At 67.7% G+C, this 7,293-nt stretch carries 5 protein-coding genes and 4 pseudogenes; 3 read left to right on the forward strand and 6 right to left on the reverse strand.

The features are described 5' to 3' along the window. A pseudogene (locus tag ACFYO2_RS49340) lies at positions 1–781 on the reverse strand (IS5 family transposase); the annotation flags it as partial. 59 nt (positions 782–840) lie between these two features. Between ACFYO2_RS49340 and ACFYO2_RS49345 the strand changes: the two are divergent. Next, complete coding sequence (locus ACFYO2_RS49345; RefSeq protein ID WP_388364015.1) at positions 841–1,239, forward strand: hypothetical protein; 399 nt, start codon at positions 841–843, stop codon at positions 1,237–1,239. A gap of 84 nt (positions 1,240–1,323) precedes the next feature. Here ACFYO2_RS49345 and ACFYO2_RS49350 read toward each other — a convergent pair whose 3' ends face one another. From ACFYO2_RS49350 to ACFYO2_RS49360, 3 genes and pseudogenes are all read right to left on the reverse strand, one after another. Beyond that, positions 1,324–1,587: a hypothetical protein gene (locus ACFYO2_RS49350; protein ID WP_388364018.1), complete on the reverse strand. Its 264-nt coding sequence runs from the start codon at positions 1,585–1,587 to the stop codon at positions 1,324–1,326. A gap of 379 nt (positions 1,588–1,966) precedes the next feature. Continuing rightward, a pseudogene (locus ACFYO2_RS49355) lies at positions 1,967–2,811 on the reverse strand (transposase family protein). 63 nt (positions 2,812–2,874) lie between these two features. Continuing rightward, positions 2,875–3,330, reverse strand: coding sequence for a hypothetical protein (locus ACFYO2_RS49360; protein WP_388364021.1), 456 nt, complete (start codon positions 3,328–3,330; stop codon positions 2,875–2,877). A 194-nt stretch (positions 3,331–3,524) separates the two neighbouring features. On the opposite strand from ACFYO2_RS49360, the gene ACFYO2_RS49365 reads away from it, so the two are divergent. Further along, positions 3,525–4,688: an IS630 family transposase gene (locus ACFYO2_RS49365; protein WP_388364023.1), complete on the forward strand. Its 1,164-nt coding sequence runs from the start codon at positions 3,525–3,527 to the stop codon at positions 4,686–4,688. A 42-nt stretch (positions 4,689–4,730) separates the two neighbouring features. Here the strand turns inward: ACFYO2_RS49365 and ACFYO2_RS49370 are convergent. Next, positions 4,731–5,129, reverse strand: a pseudogene (locus ACFYO2_RS49370) (DUF4291 family protein); the annotation flags it as partial. Positions 5,130–5,772: 643 nt separating this feature from the next. Between ACFYO2_RS49370 and ACFYO2_RS49375 the strand changes: the two are divergent. Further along, the gene (locus ACFYO2_RS49375) at positions 5,773–6,960 is read left to right on the forward strand and encodes a hypothetical protein (protein ID WP_388364025.1); all 1,188 of its coding nucleotides are present in this window, start codon (positions 5,773–5,775) and stop codon (positions 6,958–6,960) included. A gap of 61 nt (positions 6,961–7,021) precedes the next feature. On the opposite strand, the pseudogene ACFYO2_RS49380 reads toward ACFYO2_RS49375, so the two are convergent. Further along, positions 7,022–7,171, reverse strand: a pseudogene (locus ACFYO2_RS49380) (DUF4291 family protein); the annotation flags it as partial. Between the last annotated feature and the right edge of the window lie 122 nt (positions 7,172–7,293).

Consider the following 7,293-nt stretch of genomic DNA (forward strand, 5'->3'; position numbering starts at 1 on the left):
CGGAGGTCATCGCCCACAGAACGCGGGAGCGGGAGGAGGCGGGCCGGTGTTCGTAGTCGCGTACGAGACGGCGGTAGAACATCAGGATCCCGTTCTTCTGTTCCACGATCCACCGTTTGGCCTGCGGAACGAAGCCCTTGTCGTCCGGGTTGCGCTCGACGATCTCGACGTCGATGCCCACGTGTCTTGCCGTGCTCGACGACCTTCTTCTTGAAGCCCTGGTCGACCAGGGCCTTCTTCACCGTGTCGCACTGCTCGGCGATACCGTCCAGCAGGGCGATGCCGGCGGTGTTCTCGTGCGTGGAGGCGGGCAGGACGACGCAGTCGATGACGAGGCCCAACACGTCCACGGCCAGGCATCGCTTCCTGCCCGGCACCCTTTTCGCGGCATCCCGGCCCGTCGTCGTGGCCGGGACTCCGACGGAGGCGTGGATGCTCTGCGTGTCCAGGACCACCAGGCTCGGGTCGGCTAATCGCTTCCGCATCTCCCGCAACTGCCAGCGCAGCAGGTCGTGAACGTCCTGGTCGGTGCCCTCGTCGCGCCAGAGGTAGAAGTAGTACTTCACCGCTCCGGGCGGGGGCATGTCATGGGGCAGGAACTCCCACTGACAACCCGTGCGGTTCTGGTAGAGGATCGCGTTCACGATCTCCCGCATCGCGTACTTCCCCTGATGCCGCTGACTGACGGATGCCGGGCCTTCCACGCCGTGATCACGGGTTCGACGAGCTCCCACTGCTCATCGGTGAGATCGCTCGGGTACGGCGCATGCTCATGCCACAACCCAAGCGAACCCCGAACTCCTGACCGGCAGCGATGCCTCAACGTCACACCATCGAGCGATGACAAGACCGACGGAACGCCACATCCCGCACTCTGAGAACCAGCCGGCCGTCCCGGGCCACACCATCCCGCCCGCAGGCGAGAGGAGCACCCTCATCATGCCGTCCCGACCCCGCCCCGCCCACTCCCCCACCCGCAAAGCACGCCAAGCCGCGGCCGCCAGAATGCGCGCCATCGGCTTGGGACGTCGCCGTCCCCTGCCCCGTCGCGGTCCCAGCTTCCTGTGCGGACCCTGCAACGTCGCCTGGGCCGGCGCGGAAGCCGACTGCTTCTCCTGCGGTCTGCCCGCCACCCAGGAGCACAGCCACCCCGGAACCGCCCTCCAGGTCCTGCTGATCGCCGTCGGCCGCACCCCCACCTTCAAGCCGGACTTCGACCCGGTGGAGGAGTCCCAGTGACCACCACGTTCGCGGCCGCTTACGACGCGGCGCTGTACGCCCGGGCCAGTCGACTGCGGTGCCGGGTTCAGCGGCTGTGGTGGGCTACGCGTGGCGGATGACGTCATACATGGCCGTGGAAGCAGGCGCCGGATGCGGAGCGCTGTTCCAGCCGATCTCTTCCGCGCGCTTCTCGATCGCCTTTCGCGCGGCTTGGGCGGCGGCTTCGTCCTCGAAGAAAGCGATGCTCAGCCCGTTGCCGGTGACGGGATCAATGAGGTGATAGCTGCCGTGGACGCCGGGCACGCCGGCGGCGGCGTCCAGCACCCAGTCACGATCGTCGGTCGGCATCGGTTCCCATACGGCCACGCGAGCGATCATCGCTGTCCCCTGTTCGTCGGTGTTTCCAGGCTGCCGCGGGCAGGGTCCCAAGCATCGACCCCATGGCCAACTGTGACACTCAGTGTGGCCAACTGGCACGCTGAGTGGCCAACTGAAGCGCTCCTTACCTTGTTGGCGGGTTGATTCCGGTTCTTCGTACGATCGGGAGACCCAGGGGCCTGGGTGTGGCTGAAAGCGCTCATGCCCTACGTGTGGCTTTGACTGATAGGCCGCCCAGCGTCCCGCGACGACACGGCCACTCATTGAGCACTGTGCATCGTGATGTTGCTGGTCATGGGTCTGGTGTGCGCGGGGTTCGGGATGCTCGTGCTGGTCGTGGGTGGATGACTTCGGTGAAGATCGTCGGTCACCGGGAAACTTCACGGTTCGTGAGGACGAGCAGGGACCTGACCAGGGCGGTCGCCCACGTCGGGTCGGTGCGGACCTTGCCGAGCACGCGCCAGTTCTTGAGGTGGGCGAAGCCATGCTCCACCGGTGCCCGGACCGCTGCCAGTGCGGTGTTCGACAGCTTCTGACCGCGGGTCAGGGGCCGGTTTCGGGCGGCCTTGTAGCCGGTGATCACCGCCGGGTCGGCGTCGGGACCGCTGTCGTCGAGCCCGACGAAGCCCAGGTCGGCGATGGCGCCAAGGCCGGCCGGCCGTAGCTTGGCGGTGAGCTGGTCGTGTCGGCAGGCGGTGATCTCCGAGGTCCGTCCGGGCGGGGCCGGGCCGCCGAGACCCAGAGCAGTCGGCCGCGGTCGTCGGTGAGCGCGATGACGAGCAGGCCATGGCATTTGCTCTTGCCGGAGTAGTTCTTCCGGTTCTCTTTGCCGGTGCGCCGCCGGGTGCGGATCAATGTGCCGTCCAGCAGCACCACCCCGCCACCCTTGTGGGCGATCTTTTTGAGGGCGCGGTCCAGGCGCGGGGCGCGGGCGGCCAGCAGGCCGACGACTTCCCTGACCCACCGGGTCACGGTGGTGCGGTGTATCCCGTTGCCGCCGGCCAGGTCGCCCGGCCGCTGGTCACAGCGCAGTACCGCGAGCACGATGGTGGCGATCTTCCCCGCGGGCAGGGCCCGCCACCGTGACCTGATCTTCTTCAGGTGGCCGCGTATCAGGTCGGCGAGCCAGTTCAGGGTGGCGCTCGACAGCGGCAGGCGGGCGGAGTAGACAAGGCCGTCAGGGCCCTCGGCGGGATGGTTGTTTCTCTTCACACCAAGCTCAACTGCCGTCGGAGGCCCATCAGTTACGCCCCGTCGGCGTCCGCCTCCCTACGCCTACGAGCGTGCGGTGAACCTGCCGTCGGGACGCTTGTGCAGCCAGCCGCGGTCGGCGAGCTTGGTCATCTTCGCCCGCAACGGTTCCAGCTTCCCGCGCACCGTCACCTCAAGGCCCAACTCCTCGCCGACGGCCCTGACCTGCACCGGGCCGTCGGCAGCCCGCACGATCGCAAGGATCTTGCGGTAGTCAGCGGGCAGCGCGGCCTCGTCGCCCGTCTCGCCGCGGTGCGGGATCAGCAAAACCGCCCGCCCCGCCACCCGGGCCGCAGTCGGGGCGACGGCCGCGGCGGCCTCCTGCACAGCCTGGTCCTGTTCGGCCAGCCGGTGCAGGACCCGCTCGGCGATCACCAACTCTTCCCGCTCGGCCTGGACATCCGCCAGCTGCTTGGCCAACTTCTCGGCGAGCGTGTCCAGTTCATTCCGGCGAGCCGTAATCCGCTCCAGCTCCAGCATTTCCACGCCCTCCCCGCGCTCTCCCGGCGCACCGGCCCGGCCACGGATCGTAGGAGCGGCACGGCGGTCGGCGCAGCAGAACCCGGCAACGGCCCCGGCCGACAGGTCAGACGATCTTCACCATGGACACCCGCCGACGACCAGCGCGAGTACCCCGCCCGCCCCGCACACCAGACCCGTGACCTGCGTACTTCATGTTGCACAGTGCTCATTGGGATGAGCGAACAGACAAGGCCGCGCACCACTGCACGGTGATCGACACAGACGGAACAAAGGTGCTCTCGCGCCGCGTACCGAACGACGAAGCTGAGCTGCTGGAGCTGATAGGCGACGTCCTGGCACCGGCTGAGGATGACCCGGTGACCTGCGCAGTCGACCTGAACGCGGGCGGAGCCGCCCTGCTGATCGCGTTGCTCACCAGTCACGGCCAGCGGCTTCTCTATATCCCCGGCCGCACCGTTCACCATGCCTCCCGCAGCTACCGAGGCGTGGAGGCGCTGCGGTCCAAGGGGCCGTCGGGGCAGCCCTCCCGGATGAAGCCCAGCTGGCGGGAGTGGCTGGCCACGAAGCTGGAGAAGGGGCCGGCCGCGCACGGTTGGGTGGAGGACCAGCGGTGGACGCTGGACCGCATCGCCATGGTGATCGCGAGGCGCTTCCATGTCCGCTTCAGTGCGGCGCAGACCTGGCGCATCCTGCACCAGATGGGCTGGACGGTGCAGGCCCCGGCGCGCCGGGGTTGGCGAACGCGACGAGGACGCCGTGGCCACGTGGATCAAGGAGACGTGGCCACGGGTGGAAAGACGGTGAGGGACCAGGACGCGTGGCTGTGCTTCGCGGATGAGTCGGGCCAGATGCTCCGGCCGCCGAAGGCACGGACCTGGTCCCGGTGCGGTCACACGCCGTGTGTCAGGGTCAGGGCTGCGGGATCGGGACGTATCTCCCTGGCGGGTCTGGTCTGCCGCAAGGCCGGTCAGCGCACCCGGCTGATGTTCCGGATGCTGGTGCACCACGGCCGCAAGGGTGAGAAGAAGGGCTTTCGGGAGAGGGACTTCGCCTCGCTACTGGATGCCGCTCACCAGCAGCTCGGCGGCAACATCGTGCTGGTCTGGGACAACTACAGCCACCACGTCGACGCTGCCATGCGCGAGCCGATCGGGAAACGGCCGTGGCTGACCGTCTTCCGCTTCCCGACCTACACCCCCGACCTCAACCCCACCGAGGGCGTGTGGGCCCATCTGAAGAAGAGCCTGGGCAGTCTGGCCCCGTGCAGCATCGATGACCTGGCCGAGCTGGCCCGGACCCGTCTCAAACGGATGCAGTACCGGCCCAGCCTGCTCGACGGGTTCGTACCGGATTGATCACGACGCCGCCATGACGTCACCCCGAAACGGAAACCTCAGTAGCGGTGTGATATCGGCGATGGAGACGATCCACTCGTCGGCGTAGAGACGTGCGGCTTCGCCGACGAGGCCGAGCTGCAGCGACCGGTGGGGAAGCGGCTGGAGGTGCAGGTCGCGTTCGGGGTCCCATTGCACCCGGGCAGGAGCCCGTTTCAACTGGCGCTTCCACGTGGCGCGGTCGGCGTGGAGTCCATGCTCGTAGTGCAACAGGCAGGCGTGTTGCAGTGCCCACTCGAAGCCTTCCCGGGTGATCTCGACGGCGAGGATATTTTCCTGGCCTTCCTTGGTGCCCCACCCGCAGCGGTACATCATCCACAGGAATGACGGCTTGATCCATGTCACGCCTCGCTCACAGCCCTCTCCGCCCGTCCTTGACGCCTCCGTACAACCCCCATTCATCGAGGCCGGAGTAGAACAACGCGGTGTGGCACTGGGGAGCGGACAGGCACTCCGCCTCCCGCGTACACAGCCACCAGCGAGTCGCTTCCCCGCCACCATGTGTCCGCCAGCCCTGTCACCTCCCTCACCGGCTCGAACGTGTCCAGGGCGAGTGCGCCGACGTCATCGCCGGTGAACCTGGTGATCTGCTTCGCCCACGTCGCTGCATGGTGAGCCAGTGCGACGGACTCGACCCACCCTTCGACGCTCTGGTGCAGAGGCGTCCATCGATGGCCACGTATGCCGACGCAAGCCACTGCACCCTGTGCCGGCTCATCCGCGGCACGTCGACCTTGATGCCGTTAGCGAGGACGAAATGTCGGGCCCGCTTCGTCAGCCCCTCGGGCGCATGAGTGAGATCAAACTCCATGCGAGCGACCGTACTTGGTGCCGATCAGCGGCAGTCCCGCCGCGGAAGGACGTCTCCGGCCTGCCATCGATGGCGACATCGGAGCGTGACTGACGGCGTCCGGGGGGTGCGATCGCGAGGTGGAGGAGGCACCGGGCGTGCAACTGTTCGGGATCGTCAGGAGTCTAGGGACCGAAGGGATGTTCTTCTGGAAAACACCGTCCGTTTGCCCGCGTTCCAACAGAGGTTCTCTCCATGCTGATGCCCCCGCACAACCGTCGCGCCTCCCGTGCCGCTGTTGCCGCCGTCGGCGCTGCCGGCTTGATCGCGCTGGCCGCGGCTCCCGCCGCCTTCGCCGATGAAACCGCACCCGAATTGGTCATTGGAGGCATCGAGCCGATCGACGGGGCGAAACCGGGGAGCACCTTCGATCTGCCGGTCACCGTGGCGAACAAGGGCACCGGAGCCGCCGAGAAGGTGTGGGTCACCTACGCCGTCACCCGGGGACTCGACTTCGACGAGGTTCCCTCCAACTGCCTGACACAGCACATCCCTCCCTACGACGAGATGCAGGAGAGGTGGACCGCGGTGTGCGCCTTCGACCAGGCGGCGGAGCCGGGCGTCGTCTACACGACCGAGACGCCTCTCCGTGTCAAGGTACTGGACCGCGCGCTCTACGACGAACTGAGCCTGCGTGTCGGGGAAGGCGATCCGGTGGCGGACGACAACGGCAGTCCGCCGGTGGCGGGAACCGCACCAGCGGTGAAACTGGTCGAGAAGCAGCCCGGTGGCGAGGGGTCCGCGCCATACGTCGCGGTGCCCGTCACCTCCGTCAACACGGCCGACTACCAGGTGACGGGTGCCGCGTTGAAGGGGAGCGTCGGTGAAACGGTGCCGATGACGGTGGAGTTCACCAACGCCGGGCCCGCCTGGGTCATGGCAAAGTATTGGGAGCGGTCCGTAAGTGTCGTGATCACGCCGCCCGCCGGAACATCGGTCGTCAAGACCGCCGCATTCTGCAGGGCCAAGGGTGAGGCGTACCACTGCGGCATGAGACAGCCGGCTCTCAACGAGGGCGGCCGGGAGACCTACACATTCCAGCTGAAGATCGACAAGCGGGTGGCGCATGCCAAGGGCTCGGTGGCGCTGAGCACCGAGGCGCGGCCGTTCGACCCCCACAAGGCCAACGACAAGGCCGACATCACGCTGGACGTCACCGGTGGGGGGCCGACCGGCTCGACGGGCAGTTCGGCCAGTGGCTCAGTTGGATCGGTCGGCGGGTCGTCGCCGACCGGCGACGACGGGACCACGGCGAACGGCGGCACCCTGGCGGCGACCGGGTCCTCCGCGCTGCCGATCACGGGCGTGGCTGCCGCGGCGGTCGTCACCGGTGCGGGCACGCTCGTCATCGTGCGCCGCCGCCGGGCCCAGAACCTGGGCTGACTACCGTCCGACGCGAGCGGGGTACCTGCCCCGAGGCACTGGCCCGGGACCTCCGCGCTGCCTTGATCCAAGTCATCCGGTCCCGCTGCCACACCGCCGGGAAGCAGCCCTCCCGGGCCGCCGCCAGACCTATCTCCGGCGCGTACGCCTGGTAGACGGTGACCGTGGAGTCCGTGTGCAAGGCTCGGATCTGCTGCTTGGGTTCTGTCACTGGACCAGGGTGATCACACCGCTTCACGTGAACCGCCCCGGTTCGAATGGAGACTCGATTTCATGAAAGGATCGAGTCATGGCACGACCTTCCCGTTACCCGCTTGAGCTCCGCCGTCGTGC

The sequence above is a fragment of the Streptomyces sp. NPDC006602 genome, from assembly GCF_042870385.1.
Classification (GTDB): Bacteria; Actinomycetota; Actinomycetes; order Streptomycetales; family Streptomycetaceae; genus Streptomyces.

Excerpts from the sequence above, each read along its gene's own strand:
- ACFYO2_RS49365 (WP_388364023.1), top strand. The coding sequence starts at position 3,525 with ATGTTGCACAGTGCTCATTGGGATGAGCGAACAGACAAGGCCGCGCAC.
- ACFYO2_RS49360 (WP_388364021.1), bottom strand. The coding sequence starts at position 3,330 with ATGCTGGAGCTGGAGCGGATTACGGCTCGCCGGAATGAACTGGACACG.
- ACFYO2_RS49345 (WP_388364015.1), top strand. The coding sequence starts at position 841 with ATGACAAGACCGACGGAACGCCACATCCCGCACTCTGAGAACCAGCCG.
- ACFYO2_RS49375 (WP_388364025.1), top strand. The coding sequence starts at position 5,773 with ATGCTGATGCCCCCGCACAACCGTCGCGCCTCCCGTGCCGCTGTTGCC.